We start from the raw sequence: 13859 nt of genomic DNA, 5'->3' as shown, positions 1-13859 counted from the left end.
ACTTGGCGTTGACATGTCATCTACGCGCATCAGCATGGGTGTATGAGATTCCCCCCACGAATCGCGCGCGTCAGCGCCCTCGGTGCCCTGTCCCTCTCCCTCCTCGTCGGCGGTCCCGCCGCGATCGCCCAGGCGACCGCGGACGCCCCGAAGGCCTCCGCTCCGGCGGCGGTGTCCCTCGCGGACGTCGGAAAGATATGCGAGTCGAAGCTGCCGGAGGAGGCCCACGAAACCCTCGACCTCATCGACAAGGGCGGCCCCTACCCGTACCCGCAGGACGGGACCGTCTTCGAGAACCGCGAAGGAATCCTCCCCGACCAGGACACCGGCTACTACCACGAGTACACCGTGGAGACGCCCGGTTCCCCCGACCGGGGAGCCAAGCGCATCGTGACCGGTGAGGAGGAGCAGGAGGACTACTTCACCGAGGACCACTACGAGTCGTTCGACAAGGTCGACTTCAGCTGCTGACGACCACCGCCTCCGTCGGCCGGCCGGTCCCCGGCGGGTGCCGCCGGGCAGGTGAAGGTTGCCACGGCACCCGCCGGAAGTCCGTACGCCGGCGACCGGCCGGCCTCGGTGACGGAGAACTTCCGTGGCCAACCGGCAGAGTTGAGGACCGGCGGAGTCGAGGACGACGGCTGCACGGGAGCCGTCCGGGTTCCCGAAGACCACCTCCTCGACTCCGCCCGGCTGCTGGGTGCTCGACCGGATGCGGTGGGCGCCCCGCTCCACGAACTCGGAGACGTGACCGAGCGTGTAGCTGCTCGGCGCTCCTCGCCACGTCGCAGCCGTCGAACGCGACATCGTCGCCCCGCTCCAGGCACTCGCTCCCGTCGGCCGTGGTCACCCGGCCCGGGTGACGGGACGCGGGGACCGGCGTTCCGGCGGCCGGCTACGCGGCCCGGCGGGCGCGGCGCCGGTGCCTGCGCACGATGTCCGCGTAGTGGTGCCCGCTGCTCTTGATCGTCCGCCGCTGTGTCGCGTAGTCCACGTGGACGAGCCCGAAGCGCTTGTCGTAGCCGTAGGCCCACTCGAAGTTGTCCATCAGCGACCATGCGAAGTAGCCCGCCAGCGGCACTCCTTGGTCGACGGCGTCGACGCAGGCGGCCAGGTGCTCGTCGAGGTAGCGGACCCGCTCCGGGTCGTGGACCTGACCGTCCGGGCCCACCACGTCCGGGTAGGCGGAGCCGTTCTCGGTGATGTAGATGCGGCGGGCGCCGTAGTCGTCCGTCATCCGCCGCAGCGTCTTCGCCAGGCCGGGCGGGTGCACCTCCCAGTCCATGTGGGTGCGCCGCGCACCGGCCGGTACGACCTGACGGGCGCGTGGGAGGGGGCCGTCGGGGTCGTCGGCCACGAGGGCGCGGAAGTAGTAGTTCAGGCCCAGCCAGTCCAGCGGTTCGGCGATTGTCCTCAAGTCGCCCGGCCGCTCGGGCAGTTCGACCCCGTACAGCTCCAGCATGTCCTGCGGGTGGCCGCGGCCGTGCAGCGGGTCCATCCACCAGCGGTTGGTGTGCCCGTCGGCGCGCCGCGCGGCGGCGACGTCGGCCTCCTTGTCGGACGCCGGTTCGCAGTGGGTGAGGTTGTTGACGATGCCGACCTGCGCGTCCGGCACAGCCGCGCGTACGGCCTGCACGGCCAGCCCGTGCCCCAGGTGCAGGTGGTACGAGGCGCGGACCGCCGCTTCGATGTCGGTCAGCCCCGGGGCCATGGCCCCCTCCAGGTGGCCGATCCACGCCGAGCACAGGGGTTCGTTGAGCGTCGCCCAGTGCTTGACGCGGTCACCGAGACGCTCCGCGACCGCCGCGGCGTACGCGGCGAAGTGCTCGGCGGTCTCCCGTGCGGGCCAGCCGCCACGGTCCTGGAGCGCCTGCGGCAGGTCCCAGTGGTAGAGCGTCGGGAAGGGCGTGATGCCCTCTTCCAGCAGCGCATCGGTCAGCCGGTCGTAGAAGGCCAGTCCGGCCTCGTTGGTCCTTCCGCTGCCGCCGGGGACGACGCGAGGCCAGGCGACGGAGAACCGGTAGGCGTCGACGCCCAGTTGCTTCATCAGGGCGATGTCCTCGCGCCACCGGTGGTAGTGGTCGCAGGCCACGTCGCCGTTGTCCCCGTTCGCGACCGCGCCGGGAACGCGGGAGAAGGTGTCCCAGATGGACGGCTCGCGGCCGTCCTCGGCCGTGGCACCCTCGATCTGGTACGAGGCGGTTGCCACGCCCCACAGGAAGTCGGCGGGCAGCGGGAACGGCGACGTGGAGGGGGTATGGAAGGCTTCGGTCGCTTCGGTCGCTTCGGTCGCTTCGGACACAAGGTTCCTTACGTTGTTGGTGAGTTGAGGGCAGGCAGGTGGCAGGTGGCAGGTGACGAGTGACGGGATACCGGTGGTGGGGCACGGGCGGCGTCCGGGCGGTGCCCTGCTCGCACGCACCCCGGCACGGCACCGCCCGGCCCGGTCACACGCGAACGGCCCTGCTCACCGGCTCACTTGACGCTCACTTCACGGCGCCCGCCGTCAGCCCGGTGACGAGATAGCGCTGCAGCAGCAGGAACCCGGCGACGATCGGCACGCTCGCGACGAGCGAGGCCGCCATGACCTGGTTCCAGTAGACCTGCGTCTGCGTGGCGTAGCCCTGGAGCCCGATGGCGAGGGTTCGCGTGGTCTCGTTCGTCATGACGGACGCGAAGAGGACCTCGCCCCACGCCGTCATGAAGGAGTAGACGCCGACGGCGACGATGCCGGGCACGGCCGCCGGCACCACCACGCGCATCAGCGCGCCGAGCGGCCCGCAGCCGTCGGTGAGGGCCGCCTCGTCCAGGTCGCGGGGAATGGAGTCGAAGTAGCCGATCAGCATCCAGATGGAGAAGGGCAGGGTGAAGGTCAGGTAGGTGACGATCAGCGCCCCGCGGGAGCCGTAGAGCGCTATGCCCGTGGCGTTCCCGAGGTTGACGAAGATGAGGAAGAGCGGCAGCAGGAAGAGGATGCCGGGGAACATCTGCGTCGAGAGGATCGTGACCGTGAACAGGCGCTTGCCGCGGAAGCGGTAGCGGCTGACGGCGTAGGCCGCGAACGTGGCGATGACCACCGAGCAGCCGGTCGCCGCACCCGCCACGATCAGCGAGTTGAGGAAGTAGTCCGCCAGCGGCACCGTGCTCCAGATGTCGACATACGGACTGATCGTCAACGAGCTCGGAATCCACCGGAACCGGTCGGAGACGTCCTGCAGCGGCTTGAGTGAACTGCTCACCATCACCAGCAGCGGAGTCGCCGCGAAGAGCGTCAGCAGGGTCAGGACGATGCGCCGCGTCCACACGAAGGACGGCGGCGGAGCCAAGGGGGAGACGGCGCGTGAGCCGCCCCGCGGGCGGGTGCGGGGCCCGGCGCCCGGGCCGGCCGCCGCGGCCGTGCCGCCGCCCCCGCGTGAGGTGCCGTCCGCCGTGTTGCCCGTCCTGCCCGCCGGGGCCGTCGTCGTCTCAGACATCGCGCTTCCTCCCCGTGCCGGTCGCCAGCAGATAGCCGCCCGTCACCAGGAGCAGGAAGAGCAGCAGCAGAACGGACATGGCCGAGCCGGAGCCGAAGTCCCAGGTGACGAAGGACGATTGGTAGATGTGGATCGAGATCAGGTCCGCCGCCTCGGGTGCCGACTTCCCGAAGAGGATGTACGGCACGTTGAAGTCGTTGAACGTCCACAGGAACAGCACCAGCACGAGCACCTGGTTGACCGGGCGCAGCGACGGAAGCGTGATCCTGCGGATCTGCTGCCGTATGCCGGCACCGTCGACCTGGGCCGCCTCGTACAGCTCCTTCGGGATGTTCTGGAGCGCCGCCATCAGGATGAGGAAGGCGAACGGCCAGGTGCGCCACACGGCGACGACGACGAGCGCGGCGAAGCTGTTGTCGCCGATCAGCCAGAACGGCTCGGAGTCGGTGAGCCCCAACTGGTCGTGTATGACGTGGTTGACCATGCCGCCGTCGCGCTGGAGCAGGAAGGACCAGGTGATGACGGCGGTGTAGACGGGCAGCGCGTAGGGCGTCAGGAACAGCGCCCGCAGCAGTCCGCGTCCGCGGAAGGACTCCTGCATCAGCACCGCCGCCGTCACGCCCAGCAGCCACGCGAGTGAGACCGCCAGCACGGTGAAGGCGCACGTGACGAGGAACGAGTGCAACAGGGCTTCGCCGACGGGGGCGTTGACGTCCACGGCGACGCGGAAGTTGTCCGCGCCGATCCACGGCGCCGCGTCCCAGGTCCGGATGTATTGCTGTGTCAGTTCCTTGAAGCTCATCGCCACGCCGACGGCCATCGGCGCCAGGTGGATGAGGATTTCCAGGACGAGGGCGGGCAGCAGCAGAAGGTAGGGCAGTCCGGCCCGGCGCAGGCGGTCGGGGAGGAGACGCCTGCGCCGGGGGAGTGAGGGACCGTTGCCGGACGGTGCCGCGGGTGCCGTGCCGCGGGGTGGGGGGCTGAGAGTCGTCATCGGCGCGCTTGACTCCGCATCTGCTGCTGCGCGGCGGACAGTTCCTTCTTGACCGACTCGGTCGTGACCTTGCGCCCGGCGGCGGCGTCGGCGAAGAGGTCCTTGGTGGCCTTGCCGACGAGCGTCTCGAACTTCGACTCGTCCTCCACCTGGGGCAGCGGCGCGGAGGCGGTCGTGAGCACATCGCGCAGGACCTTCAGGTCGGGCGTCTCGAAGGCCTTGTCGGACTGTGCCGACCTGACCGGCGGGATCGATCCGTACGCCTTGTTGAGGTGGCGCTGCTGTTTGTCGGACGTCATGAACTTCGCGAACTTCAGGGCACCGTCGATGTTGTCCGTGTTCTTGAAGACCGCAAGGTTGATGCCCGCGACCATCGACCTGGTGCCCTTCTCCCCAGACCCGCGCGCCTGCACGGGAATGGGTGCGACGCCGTACTCGGAGGGCTTCATGCCGTTGGACTTCAGGCTCGTCGCGGCCGCCTGCCACATGAGCATGGCCGCCTTGCCCGTCGCGAAGTCGCGTACGGACTCGCGCTTCGCGTACTCGGCGTTGCCGGGCGGGGCGATCTTCTCGGCGGCGATCAGGTCGACGTACTGCTTGACGGCCTTGACGGCGCCGGGCGAGTCGAAGGTCGGCTTGCCGGAGGGGTCGAAGAAGTCGGCGCCGTGCTGCTTGCCGAGGATGAACGCGTGGTGGGAGTTCTCCACCGGGTCGCCGCCCTCGACGGCGATGCCGTACTTGCCGTCACGGGTGAGCTTCTTGCCGTCCTCGATCAACTCGTCCCAGGTGGCGGGCGGTTCGTCGATGCCCGCGTCCTTGAACATCTTCTTGTTGTAGTAGAGCCCGTAGGCGAGGGAGTAGATCGGCAGCGCCGCGGGGGCCTTGTCCGGTGCGCCTGCGGCGGCCAGCGCGGAGGGCGTGAAGCGCTTGGCTCCGCCGACCGCGGCCATGTTCTTCTTGTCCCAGGGCAGCAGGGCTCCCGTCGCCTGGAGGGACGCGGACCAGGTGTTGCCGATGTTCAGCACGTCCGGGCCCTGGCCTGAGGACGTGGCGCCGAGGATGCGGTCCAGGAGGCTGTCCCATGGGATGACTTCGAGCTTGACCTTGATCCCGGTCTGCTTCTCGAAGCGCTTCAGCTCCGGCGTGAGCACGCGCTTGTCGTGGGCGATGTTGGTGCCCTGGTTGCTGGCCCAGTAGGTGAGCTCCTTCGGGTTGTCGTTGGTGCCCTCGCTGTCGGTGGAACTGCCGCCACCGCACGCGGCGGTGACGGCCGTCAACGCGACGGCGAGTGTGACGGTGACTGCGGTGCGTGCCCGGCTTCTGCTCATGGCGGCGGCCCCTCCCCGAGGCGGCTGTGTTCGGACCCTGAATGGTTCGAACCATTAATTTCACGCCGTGAGTTAAGTAGTGAAAGAAGGGGGCGTCAAGACCTCTGACAAGAGGTAGGTTGGCAGAGGAGGGCAGCTGATGGGCGGAAAAGACAGTCGAACCGTGCGCGACCTGCGTCGCAGCAACCGCGCGTCCGTGCTGCGCCATCTGTATTTCGAAGGGCCGCTCAGCAGGCAGGAGTTGGGCCCGGTCACGGGGCTCAGCTCCGGGTCGATAAGCAATGTCGTCACCGAACTCCTCGCCGAGGGCGTCCTGGAGGCGGCCGGGTCCGTCGGCTCCGACGGCGGCCGCCCCCGGACGCTGCTGCGCGTCGCGCCGCGCAGCGCCTGTCTCATCGGTGTCGACGTCGGTGAAACGCGGGTGCGGGTCGAGTTGTTCGATCTGAATCTCGACGAAGTGGCCCGCAGCGAACAGCCGTTGGACGACGGCCGGCACGACGCGGCTCTCGTCGTGCAGCTCGTCGAGAAGGGCCTCGCCTCGGTGCTCGCCCGAGTGGGGCCGCCCACCGGGCCGTTGCTGGGAGTGGGCGTCGGCGTGCCCGGCATCGTCGAGCGGCGATCCGACGTGGGGGCGGTGGTGCACGGCCAGACCATCGGCTGGGACGCCGTGCCGCTGGAGGCCATGCTGCGCGAATCCGCCGGGCTCCCGGAAGGCGGAGCGCAGGGAGGAGGGCATCGGGTCCCGCTCCACATCGACAACGGAGCGAAGACCCTCGGCCAGGCCGAGATGTGGTTCGGTGCGGGCCGCGGAGCGCGGGACGCCGTGATCGCGCTGATCGGCTCCGGGGTCGGAGCGTGCGTGGTCACCGGCGGTGAGCCCTACGGCGGTGCCTCCAGGGGGGCCGGGGAGTGGGGCCACACCGTGCTCTGCGTGGGCGGCCGCCGCTGCCGGTGCGGGGCGCGCGGCTGTCTGGAGGCGTACGTCGGGGCGCGCGCCGTGATCGAGCGCTGGCGGGAGGCGGGCGGCGAACCCGGCGCCGACGACGAGGAGTCGGCCCTCGCCGGACTGCTGGCCGCCGCGCAGGGCGAGGGGGCGCGGGCACGTGTCGCCGCGGAGGTGCTCGCGGAGACCGCCGAGTACCTCGGAGCCGGCATCGCCGACCTCGTCAACCTGTTCAACCCGGAACGGATAGTGATCGGAGGCTGGGCCGGACTGTTGCTGGGGCCACAGTTGCTTCCTGCTGTGCGGGAGGCGACGGACGCGTACGCTCTGCGGTACCCGGCGGCCCGTACGGCCGTCGAGATGTGCAGGCTCGGCCCCGACGCCGTGACCGTCGGCGCTGCGACGCTTCCGCTGCGCCGCTTCCTCGACGGGGGAGGAAGTCCGCCTCCGGGGGTGGCATTGTCCGTGTGAACGGGTAACGTCTCCACTGAGAGTGATGCCTTGGTGGCAGATGTGGGGAGAAACCGGTGGTAAACGGACCGGAGGCCATTACCTGCGGTGAGGCGATGCTGTTGATGCTCGCCGAACCCGGTATGCCGCTCGACCGCGCGGCCTCCTTCCGCCGTTCCGTCGCGGGCGCCGAGTCCAACGTCGCCCAGGGCCTCGCCCGCCTCGGTCACTGGGCCCGCTGGATCGGCCGCGTCGGCGACGACCCCGCCGGCGAGGCCGTGCTGCGCGAGCTGCGCGCGGACGGAGTCGACGTCTCCGGCGCCGAGAGGGACCCGAATGCGCCCACCGGTCTGCTGCTGCGCGACAGCCACGCGCAGCGCGTGATCGATGTGCAGTACTACCGCGCCGGCTCCGCCGCTTCGCTGCTCTCCGCCGACCAGATCCGCCCCGAGATGCTGGAGGGGGCCCGGGTTGTGCATGTCTCGGGCATCACGCCCATGCTCTCGGAGTCGGCGGCACAGGCCACTTGGGCGCTGGTCGAGCGCGCCCGGCAGGCGGGCGCCGCGGTCTCCTTCGACCCGAACGTGCGGCGCAAGCTGGGCACCGAGCACGACTGGATCCGCACCGTCGGCCCGCTGCTGCGCGAGGCCGACATCGTCATCGCGGGGGAGGACGAGCTGGAACTGCTGCTGGGAGGGGGCGCGGAGGAGACGTCGAAGGCACTGCTGACGATGGGCCGCGCCCGCACCGTCGTCGTCAAGCGCCGTGACCACTCGGCGGCCGCCCTCGGAAGGGACGGGGAGTGCACGCAGGAGCCGTTCGACGTTCCCGTGTGCGACCCGGTGGGCGCGGGCGACGCGTTCGCCGCCGGCTGGCTCTCGGCCTGGCTGCGGGGGAAGAAGCCCGAAGAGGCCCTGGCCGAAGCGGCGTGCGTCGCCGCCCTGGTCGTGCAGGCGCCGGGCGACACCGACGGGCTGCCCACGGCCCACGCCAGGGACCGCGCCCTGGCGGGGTTCCTCGGCGGAGCCGACTCCGTTCACCGCTGACCACGGGTACGGAGCCGTAGGGCGGCAACAAGAAGGTCCAAGCGAAGACCGAAAGACCGAACGATCGACAGACCGAGCGCACCGCGAGGGGCGGAGCGTGGCGGGGGAACGGACCACAACAGCCGTACCGCTGCCGCTCTGCCGGACCAGAAGAGAGGCGGCCACAGCCGTGTACCGATGGGAGATCACCCGAACCGCCCTTGAGCAGCGCATGTTCGCCATCATCCGCAGTGACGGCTACGAGGGCGTCACATCGACGGCGGACACGCTCCTCGGCGCGGGCATCAACAGCCTGGAGATCTCGCTCACCACCCCTTACGCCCTCGACGCCGTGTCCACCCTGCGCCGCGAGACCGGGCCGGAGTGCGTCATCGGCGCCGGCACCGTCCTCGACGCGCCCTCCGCACGCGCCGCGATCGACGCAGGTGCGCTGTTCCTCGTCTCACCCGCGCTTGACGCGGACGTCATCCGCACCGGCCACCGCTACGGCGTTCCCGTCTTCCCCGGCGTCGCCACGCCCACCGAGATGGTGCGGGCTCTGGAACTCGGCGCCGACGCGCTCAAGCTCTTCCCCGCCTCCGGCCACGACCCGTCCTGGCTCAAGGACGTACGGGCGGCGCTTCCGCAGGCACCGCTCCTGCCCACCGGCGGCGTCACCGTCGAGAACGCCCCCGAGTGGATCGCCGCCGGCGCCGTCGCCTGCGGCATGGGTTCGGCGCTGACCAAGGGGGACCGGGAGGCGACCGTGAAGCGCGTCACGGACCTGCTGCAGCGGCTGGAGGAGGCCGTCCCCGACCCGTCCCGCAGACGCGGCCGCTGACCGCTTTCTCCGTATTCGGCGGCGGGCCGGCGACAGGTCCGCGGGCCGCGGCTGTGCCGGAGCCGCATGTTCCGCCTCACATGACTTCCGAACCCCCACCTGAACGGCACAAGAAGAATCTAGTCTGTGCCAATGCACATCAGGGAATGCCGGGAAGCGGACGTGGCATTGCTCGAAGAGCACATGCCCTCGCCCGGCGCTGCCTGCGACCACGCCTCCCGCTTCCGACGGCACCGCGAGGGTGCCGCCACCTTCCTCATCGCATGGCGCGACGGACTGCCCGTCGGCAGCTGCGACGTCCTCTGGGAGGGCTGCCAGGCGCCGGAGGTCAGGGCCGTGCACCCCGACTGCTCCGAGATCAGCGGTCTCGGCCTCTGGCCGGAGGCGCTGCGCTCGCAGTGCGTCGGCACCGCGCTCATCGAGGCCGCCGAGCGGCTCGTGCTCGCGCGGGGCCGCGTCAAGGTCGGCGTGGGCGTGGAGAAGAACAACCCGCGCACGCACGACCTGTACAAGCGGCTCGGCTACCGCGACTCGACTCCCTACCTCGACTGCGGCTCCTACGAGGACAGCGCCGGCCTCACCCACCGTGTCGCCGACGCCTGCACATTCATGGTGAAGCTGCTGGACCCTGCGGATGCGACAGATCCGGCGGACGCGGCCGACTCGGCCCGACAGCCCTGAGCGCGGGGCCGGTTCGGGCTGTCGGCCCCGGACGACCGCGCAACGGCGGAAGGCCCACGGCGGCGAGCCGGTCTGCCCCGGGCGTCGGGTTTCCGGCCCGGCCGGCACTTGTGCGGACAGCGGCCCGTTCACACGTCACCCGCCGTTTCGAGCCCGAGGAGAAGTGACGTCGGTGCCAGGACCGTTCGACGCAGCCCTCGACTCGTGGCGCGAGTGGCAACAGAGCCCCTGGGGCCGACTGCGGTACACGCTCGCCGAGTTCAACCTTCGGCGGAGGCTGGAGGAGCTCGGCCCCGGGCCGTTGCGGGTGCTGGACCTCGCCGGGGCCGACGGGGGTGACGCGCTGCCGCTGCTGCGGCGCGGACACCACGTGACCATCGCCGACTTCTCCCCGGGCATGCTCGCTGCGGCGCGCGAACGCGCGGAGGGGGAGGGCGCCGGAGAGCGGCTGATCACCGTGGAGGCCGACGTCTTCGAACTGCCCGGGTCCGTGACCGCCCGCCGCTACGACGTGGTGCTCTGCCACAACCTCCTCCAGTACCTGGACGATCCGGCGCCCGCGCTCCGCACCGCGGCCTCGCTCGTACGCGACGGCGGCGTCCTGTCGGTCATGGCGATCAACCGCCACGCCACGGCGCTCGGCCTCGCGGTGCGCTCGCTGGACCCGGCAGCCGCGCTCGGTGCCCTGGACCGGCGCACGACGCACGGCGAGACCTTCGGGACCGAATTGACCCTCCACACCGCCGAGGAGATCATCCCGCTGATGGCCGAGGCGGGTTGCACCGGTATCGAGCACTGCGGAATCCGCAACGTCAACGATCACATCACCGACGACTCCCGCAAGCACGAACCGGAGTTCTACGCCGCGCTGGAGGCGCTGGAGCTGGCGATGACCGACCGCCATCCGTACCCGCACACGGCGAAGATCTTCCAGCTTCTGGCCCGCGTCGCTTGATCCGCCGGTCCCGCGCGTCTGCGGTGTGGCGGTTCCGCTCGGTCGCCCCTTGCCCTGGTCCGTCCGGCGAGTTGATTCGGCGGACCGTCGGTGAGGGTGCCGCGCTGGTCGACGGCGACGGGCAGGCCCGCCGCCGTCCTGGCGTTCAGCAGGCCGGTCTGCATGAGGACGGAGGCCTGGTCCCAGTAGATGGACACCATCATCGCGTCCACGATGCGCAGGCCGTCAGTGGTACGGCTCGCGGCCGCCGCTCAGGCGAGGCGGTCGTACTCCGACGCGTGGATCTCATGCGCGAGCGGACGCCCCCGGAGATATGCCTCGGTCTCGTCGATGACGATCCGGCCCTGGCCGCTGTACGAGTGGTGCGTGGCACCGGCGATGTGCGGGGTGAGGACGACGTTCGGCAGGTCCCACAACTCGCTGTCCGCGGGCAGGGGTTCGTCGTCGAAGACGTCGAGCGATGCGCTCAGCCGCCCCTGCCGCAGCTCCGCCGTCAGCGCGGCCGTGTCGCAGAGCGCGGAGCGTGCCGTGTTCACCAGGATGCCGCCGTCCGGCATCATCGCCAGCCGCTCCGCGCCGAGCATGCCGCGTGTCTCGTCGGTCACGGGAGCGTGCAGCACGACGACGGAGCACGTGCGCAGCAGCGTCTCCAACGGCGTGGCGACCACGTCCAGTCGACGGGCCTCCTCGTCCGACAGGTACGGGTCGTGGACGGCGACGGCGGCACCCAGCGCGCGGACCAGTTCGATGTAGACCCGCCCGACCCTGCTCGCGCCGATCACGCCGATGCGGGTGCCGGCGACGGTGCGTCCGAGGCCGGGCGACCGCGCCAGCTCCCAATCGTGCCGCTGCCGCATCGCCTGCTCGACGCCGTGCATCGAGCGCAACTGGCCGATCGTGAACCAGAGAGCGGTCTCGGCGACGGAACGCGCCATGGCCGCCGAGGCATGGGTGAGCCTGATCCCGTCCGACAGCAGGGACTTGGGCACGAGGTGCCGCACGGTGCCGGCGCTGTGTGCGATGAACCGCAGCCGCCACGCGTCGCCCCGGCGGGAGGGCAGGGGCGACGATCCCCAGCCGGTGACCAGAACATCGGCCTGCAGCCGCCGTTCCGCGTCACCTTCCACGCCCGGAGTGGTGCGCGTGACGGTGCCCAGGGCTTCCAGCCGTGCGAGCGACTCCGCGTCGAAGAGGCTCTGTTCCAGCGACGGGGCCAGGTCGAGGACGATCACAGGCTCGGGGATCTCGTCGGTCATGCCGGCTGCCTTCCGCTGCGAGTGCGTCCGGACCGGCCGATCGCCGGAACGGGTGCGTGGGCTTTCGCGGCCGGGCGGTGTGCTTACCAGCCGTCCGAGCGCGGTCGGGCGGAGTGCGAAGGCCGTGGACGCGTGACAGTCTCGCAGGGCGCAGGGCGCAGGGCGCAGGGCGCAGGGCGCAGGGGAGGGGCGTCATCGCGCTGCCCGCCGATCGGTGGCCGTCGCTCGCGTGACTGTCCGGCCGATCCGGGTGCGGACCCCAGGCGCGCCGGGCCCAAAAGATCCGCCGGACCCAGTGTCCGGACATCCGTCTCCGGCCGTCCCGGCCGGCCGATCCAGGGGAGCTTCGATGTCCGTCCGCCGCGTCGTACCCGACATCCGCACCGAGGCCATGGAGGACAGCCGCGACTTCTAGGGCTGCTCGGCCTGGAGGAGGTGATGAACCTGGGCTGGGTGATGACGCTCGCGTCCCCCGACAACCCCACGGCGCAGGTCATCGTCATGAGTCGCGACGAAACCGCGCCCGTCGAGCCCGACATGAGCGTCGAGGTGGAGGACGTGGACGCGGTCTACGCGGCCGTCGTCGACAGTGGCGCGCAGATCGTGCACCCCTTGCAGGACGAGGAGTGGGGCGTGCGCCGCTTCTTCGTCAGGGATCCGAACGGGCGCGTGGTCAATGTGCTGACCCATCGCTGAGGGGCTCTCCGGCACCGGCCGGCGGGCCGGGCGGAAGCACTGCCCGGCCCGCCCCTCAGGCCAGCTCCGCCACCGCCACCGGACGCTTCTCGAGGCGTGAGAGCTCGCACGCCTCGGCGATGCGCAGCGCTGCCAGCGCCTCATGTCCGTCGCAGGGGTTGGGCGCCTCCCCCCGCACCGCCCGCACGAACGCGGCGAGTTCGGACTCGTACGCCGGGGCGAACCGCTCCAGGAAGCCGGGCCAGGGGGTGCCCTTGGACGGCGTCGCCGCCGGCTCGACGGACGTCAGCGGCGTACGGGCGTCGAGGCCCACGGCGATCTGGTCCTTCTCGCCCGCGACTTCCATGCGCACGTCGTATCCGGCGCCGTTGACGCGGGTGGCCGTCGCCGTGCACAGCACGCCGTCGTCCAGTGTGAGCAGCACGGCGGCAGTGTCGACGTCACCGGCGTCGCGGAACATCTCCGGGCCCGCGTCCGAGCCGGCCGCGTACACCGAGAGCACCTCACGGCCCGTGACCCAGCGCAGGGCGTCGAAGTCGTGCACGAGGCAGTCGCGGTAGAGGCCGCCGGAGAGCGGGATGTAGGCGGCCGGCGGCGGTGCCGGGTCGGAGGTGGCTGCCCGGACGGTGTGCAGCCGGCCGAGCGAGCCGGAGTGCACGGCGGCGCGCGCCGCCACGTACCCGGCGTCGAAGCGGCGCATGAAGCCGATCTGCAGCAGGGTTCCTGCCTCGTCGACGGTGCGCAGGGCGGCCGTCGTGCCGGGCAGGTCGAGCGCGATCGGCTTCTCGCAGAAGACGGGCAGACCGCGTCCGGCCGCCGCCTGGATCAGGCCCGCGTGCGAGGCGGTCGCCGAAGCGATCACCACGGCGTCGAGGTCGCGGGAGAGGAGTTCTTCGGGGGAGGGGGCGTGGGTCGCTCCGAGGTCCCCGGCCACCTCGGCGGCGCGAGGGGCGTCGACGTCGGTGACGAGCAGTTCGCTCACCTCGGGTTCGGCGACGAGGGTGCGGGCGTGGAAGGTGCCGATCCGGCCGGTGCCGATGAGTCCGATGCGCATGTGGGTACGTTCGCTTGCCGCTTCGAGAGCTGTCAATACTTTGTCAGGACAATTGGACGAACCACGGGGAGACCGCCGGGTCACGGTCCGCTTTGTCCGGACAACCGAACTTACGCCTTCCGGTGGACGGCCCCGCGCACTACGCTCCCCCCGTGGCCAAGAA

The 13859-nt window shown here is 70.9% G+C and carries 12 protein-coding genes and 2 pseudogenes; 7 read left to right on the top strand and 7 right to left on the bottom strand.

Annotated elements, in window-relative coordinates:
- Positions 1-42 precede the first annotated feature (42 nt).
- Complete coding sequence (locus tag H180DRAFT_RS18360) at positions 43-471, top strand: guanyl-specific ribonuclease (RefSeq protein WP_055487172.1); 429 nt, start codon at positions 43-45, stop codon at positions 469-471.
- On the opposite strand, the pseudogene H180DRAFT_RS30505 reads toward H180DRAFT_RS18360, so the two are convergent.
- The 5 genes and pseudogenes from H180DRAFT_RS30505 to H180DRAFT_RS18340 all read right to left on the bottom strand — a co-directional run.
- Positions 435-762, bottom strand: a pseudogene (locus H180DRAFT_RS30505) (glycoside hydrolase family 30 beta sandwich domain-containing protein); the annotation flags it as partial. The gene H180DRAFT_RS18360 and the pseudogene H180DRAFT_RS30505 sit on opposite strands and share 37 nt — an antisense overlap.
- A 133-nt stretch (positions 763-895) precedes the next feature.
- A complete protein-coding gene (locus tag H180DRAFT_RS18355; protein WP_055487256.1) occupies positions 896-2233 on the bottom strand; it encodes a GH1 family beta-glucosidase in 1338 nt (445 codons plus the stop codon).
- Between the two features lie 253 nt (positions 2234-2486).
- Positions 2487-3473 (bottom strand): carbohydrate ABC transporter permease, encoded by a 987-nt coding sequence (locus tag H180DRAFT_RS18350; protein WP_055487171.1) that lies wholly within the window; start codon positions 3471-3473, stop codon positions 2487-2489.
- A complete protein-coding gene (locus tag H180DRAFT_RS18345; RefSeq protein ID WP_055487170.1) occupies positions 3466-4467 on the bottom strand; it encodes a carbohydrate ABC transporter permease in 1002 nt (333 codons plus the stop codon). The genes H180DRAFT_RS18350 and H180DRAFT_RS18345 overlap by 8 nt, the downstream gene beginning before the upstream one ends.
- Positions 4464-5795 (bottom strand): ABC transporter substrate-binding protein, encoded by a 1332-nt coding sequence (locus tag H180DRAFT_RS18340; protein WP_055487169.1) that lies wholly within the window; start codon positions 5793-5795, stop codon positions 4464-4466. The genes H180DRAFT_RS18345 and H180DRAFT_RS18340 overlap by 4 nt, the downstream gene beginning before the upstream one ends.
- Positions 5796-5934: 139 nt before the next feature.
- Here H180DRAFT_RS18340 and H180DRAFT_RS18335 point away from each other — a divergent pair, with 139 nt between their 5' ends.
- The 5 genes from H180DRAFT_RS18335 to H180DRAFT_RS18315 all read left to right on the top strand — a co-directional run bounded on the left by H180DRAFT_RS18335 (position 5935) and on the right by H180DRAFT_RS18315 (position 10690).
- Complete coding sequence (locus H180DRAFT_RS18335) at positions 5935-7209, top strand: ROK family transcriptional regulator (RefSeq protein ID WP_055487168.1); 1275 nt, start codon at positions 5935-5937, stop codon at positions 7207-7209.
- 95 nt (positions 7210-7304) lie between these two features.
- Entirely contained in the window at positions 7305-8234 is a 930-nt protein-coding gene (locus H180DRAFT_RS18330; RefSeq protein ID WP_055487167.1) for a sugar kinase, read from the top strand.
- Between the two features lie 169 nt (positions 8235-8403).
- A complete protein-coding gene (locus tag H180DRAFT_RS18325) occupies positions 8404-9054 on the top strand; it encodes a bifunctional 4-hydroxy-2-oxoglutarate aldolase/2-dehydro-3-deoxy-phosphogluconate aldolase (RefSeq protein ID WP_055487166.1) in 651 nt (216 codons plus the stop codon).
- A gap of 132 nt (positions 9055-9186) precedes the next feature.
- Positions 9187-9735 (top strand): GNAT family N-acetyltransferase, encoded by a 549-nt coding sequence (locus tag H180DRAFT_RS18320; RefSeq protein WP_055487165.1) that lies wholly within the window; start codon positions 9187-9189, stop codon positions 9733-9735.
- 172 nt (positions 9736-9907) lie between these two features.
- A complete protein-coding gene (locus H180DRAFT_RS18315; RefSeq protein ID WP_254666071.1) occupies positions 9908-10690 on the top strand; it encodes a class I SAM-dependent methyltransferase in 783 nt (260 codons plus the stop codon).
- Between the two features lie 251 nt (positions 10691-10941).
- Here the strand turns inward: H180DRAFT_RS18315 and H180DRAFT_RS18310 are convergent, their stop codons facing one another.
- Positions 10942-11946, bottom strand: a complete 1005-nt coding sequence (locus tag H180DRAFT_RS18310; RefSeq protein ID WP_055487163.1) for a hydroxyacid dehydrogenase — start codon at positions 11944-11946, stop codon at positions 10942-10944.
- Between the two features lie 349 nt (positions 11947-12295).
- On the opposite strand from H180DRAFT_RS18310, the pseudogene H180DRAFT_RS18305 reads away from it, so the two are divergent.
- Positions 12296-12642: pseudogene (locus tag H180DRAFT_RS18305) on the top strand (VOC family protein).
- Between the two features lie 55 nt (positions 12643-12697).
- Here H180DRAFT_RS18305 and H180DRAFT_RS18300 read toward each other — a convergent pair.
- The gene (locus H180DRAFT_RS18300; protein ID WP_055487162.1) at positions 12698-13696 is read right to left on the bottom strand and encodes a Gfo/Idh/MocA family protein; all 999 of its coding nucleotides are present in this window, start codon (positions 13694-13696) and stop codon (positions 12698-12700) included.
- Positions 13697-13859 lie beyond the last annotated feature (163 nt).

Origin of the sequence: Streptomyces sp. WMMB 322, assembly GCF_900090145.1 — a bacterium.
In the GTDB taxonomy this organism is placed as follows: domain Bacteria; phylum Actinomycetota; class Actinomycetes; order Streptomycetales; family Streptomycetaceae; genus Streptomyces.
This window is presented reverse-complemented; position numbering and strand designations above follow the sequence as displayed.

What these genes read in the sequence shown, in the direction of transcription:
- H180DRAFT_RS18360 (WP_055487172.1), top strand. Translation starts at nt 43, where the DNA reads ATGAGATTCCCCCCACGAATCGCGCGCGTCAGCGCCCTCGGTGCCCTG.
- H180DRAFT_RS18350 (WP_055487171.1), bottom strand. Translation starts at nt 3,473, where the DNA reads ATGTCTGAGACGACGACGGCCCCGGCGGGCAGGACGGGCAACACGGCG.
- H180DRAFT_RS18345 (WP_055487170.1), bottom strand. Translation starts at nt 4,467, where the DNA reads ATGACGACTCTCAGCCCCCCACCCCGCGGCACGGCACCCGCGGCACCG.
- H180DRAFT_RS18340 (WP_055487169.1), bottom strand. Translation starts at nt 5,795, where the DNA reads ATGAGCAGAAGCCGGGCACGCACCGCAGTCACCGTCACACTCGCCGTC.
- H180DRAFT_RS18335 (WP_055487168.1), top strand. Translation starts at nt 5,935, where the DNA reads ATGGGCGGAAAAGACAGTCGAACCGTGCGCGACCTGCGTCGCAGCAAC.
- H180DRAFT_RS18330 (WP_055487167.1), top strand. Translation starts at nt 7,305, where the DNA reads ATGCTGTTGATGCTCGCCGAACCCGGTATGCCGCTCGACCGCGCGGCC.
- H180DRAFT_RS18320 (WP_055487165.1), top strand. Translation starts at nt 9,187, where the DNA reads ATGCACATCAGGGAATGCCGGGAAGCGGACGTGGCATTGCTCGAAGAG.
- H180DRAFT_RS18310 (WP_055487163.1), bottom strand. Translation starts at nt 11,946, where the DNA reads ATGACCGACGAGATCCCCGAGCCTGTGATCGTCCTCGACCTGGCCCCG.
- H180DRAFT_RS18300 (WP_055487162.1), bottom strand. Translation starts at nt 13,696, where the DNA reads ATGCGCATCGGACTCATCGGCACCGGCCGGATCGGCACCTTCCACGCC.